This is a genomic window from Desulfofundulus thermosubterraneus DSM 16057 (genome assembly GCF_900142025.1).
Classification (GTDB): Bacteria; Bacillota; Desulfotomaculia; order Desulfotomaculales; family Desulfovirgulaceae; genus Desulfofundulus; species Desulfofundulus thermosubterraneus.
Genome location: NZ_FQZM01000093.1, coordinates 1 through 1,573, shown reverse-complemented (window position 1 = coordinate 1,573; position 1,573 = coordinate 1). Strand labels below are relative to the sequence as shown.

Genomic DNA, 1,573 nt, shown 5'->3' with positions numbered 1-1,573 from the left:
GCAGTTGCAGATTATTCTGGTATCGGAAATAGTTGCAGATTGTTTAGTCTGCGAAAATGGGCAGGGGTTGGGCTAAATTAAAGTGAGAATTGACAAGATATCATTTCAGCCAGTTCCCGGGCGTTGATTTCCTTAACCTGGCCGGCGTTTTCCCGGGCGATGGGCGGGCCTTGTGGGGAAACAGCCGAAGCAGTCTGGCCGGGCTGTTTTTCATCAGTATTTATTACATTTGAATTATCCTGCCGCTCAGGTGATGCAGACGCTAACGGCGCTTGCACGGCAGTACTTTCCCCGCTACTTGATCACCCCACCGAGCCTATTGATAAAACCAGTACCAGGACAAGCACGGCGCCTATATTTTTAAACACATGCATAGGGTTGCCTCCTTTCATGACTTGTTTCTCCTGGTAAGGAATGTATATGGGGTTAGTTTGACTCGATCAAAGTAAAGGACAAACAGGGCACCGGTCAGCATGACCATATCTTCAAAAATGGCCAGAAAACCCACCGTTCTTTCCACTCCGCTGAAACAACCGCACTCCACGTCCAGACCGCGGGCGGCACTAACTATTAAAATGGTAATGAACATGGCTAGCAACCCGGATATTGCCAGGGCGCCGCCTTTTGTGTTTAATCCCAACAACAAACAAACCCCGGCCAAAGTTTCTATCCACGGGATGGCCACAGCCACCGGGCCAATCAGTTCATCCGGCAGGAGTTTATAATTGTACACCGAGGCGCCGAGTAAACACGCGATGATAACTAATAACAGGCATTGTTTAAGCGCAACGACGGTCAGTCGTTTTTTAGGTGCAGCACGGTTATTATTCTTTTGCTTACTTCCATTGCTTGTCGACATACGAACGCTCCTTTTCCGAAACATAGGGCAATAAAAAGATGGCAATTTTGCTTTTAATCTGATGCGCTTCAATATGGAACTGGTGGTTTACTGGCATCCTTCAACCCTGCTAACTATTATAACTACTATTTTTTGCCATTCGTGGCTTCAGCCGCCGGCATGGGCTGGGGCGGTGGCCCGCGGATGAACTGGGTCAGCCTGGTAGACGCCTTAAACCTCACCGACCAGCAAATTGAAACGATACAGCAGCTGCAAAAGAACTGTTTCGAGCAAACCGGAGACCTGCGGGACAAGCTGCGGGACTTGATGTTTGACCTGCGACAGTACCGTCTGCAAAAGGACCCCGACCAGGCTCAGATTGACGTCAAAATCAAGCAAATCAACGATCTGAAGAGCCAGTTATATGAAATCAAGATGCAAACCAGGGAGCAGATGCAATCTCAACTAACCACTGAACAACTGGCGGAGATGGCCAAGATGAGAGGCTTTGGTAAATACGGCGCCTGCGGGTTTAGCGGGTTTAACGGGGCTAACTAATAAATTACCTAAGGTTTTTAAATAAGCCGGCCGGTTCAGGGAGGGGAAATCATTCCCCTCTCTTACTTATTTTAGATAATTTGTGTGACCTGCAAAATTCTTAACCTTAAAAATCAAGGCTTTCGCAGAGGGTCAGATCAAGTTCACCCAATACCTATCACTAACTTAGATCGCATA

3 protein-coding genes are annotated in these 1,573 nt (G+C 47.7%); 1 reads left to right on the top strand and 2 read right to left on the bottom strand.

Features of this window, described 5'->3' with window-relative positions; all coding sequences use genetic code 11:
* Positions 1-77: 77 nt before the first annotated feature.
* Positions 78-278: a hypothetical protein gene (locus tag BUA65_RS18095; RefSeq protein WP_131821557.1), complete on the bottom strand. Its 201-nt coding sequence runs from the start codon at positions 276-278 to the stop codon at positions 78-80.
* A gap of 110 nt (positions 279-388) precedes the next feature.
* Positions 389-733, bottom strand: a complete 345-nt coding sequence (locus BUA65_RS18480; RefSeq protein ID WP_072871693.1) for a MauE/DoxX family redox-associated membrane protein — start codon at positions 731-733, stop codon at positions 389-391.
* Between the two features lie 309 nt (positions 734-1,042).
* Here BUA65_RS18480 and BUA65_RS17515 point away from each other — a divergent pair, with 309 nt between their 5' ends.
* Positions 1,043-1,396 carry a Spy/CpxP family protein refolding chaperone gene (locus BUA65_RS17515; protein ID WP_242656394.1) on the top strand — a complete coding sequence of 118 codons (354 nt, stop codon included), beginning with the start codon at positions 1,043-1,045 and terminating at the stop codon, positions 1,394-1,396.
* The last annotated feature ends 177 nt before the right edge of the window (positions 1,397-1,573 follow it).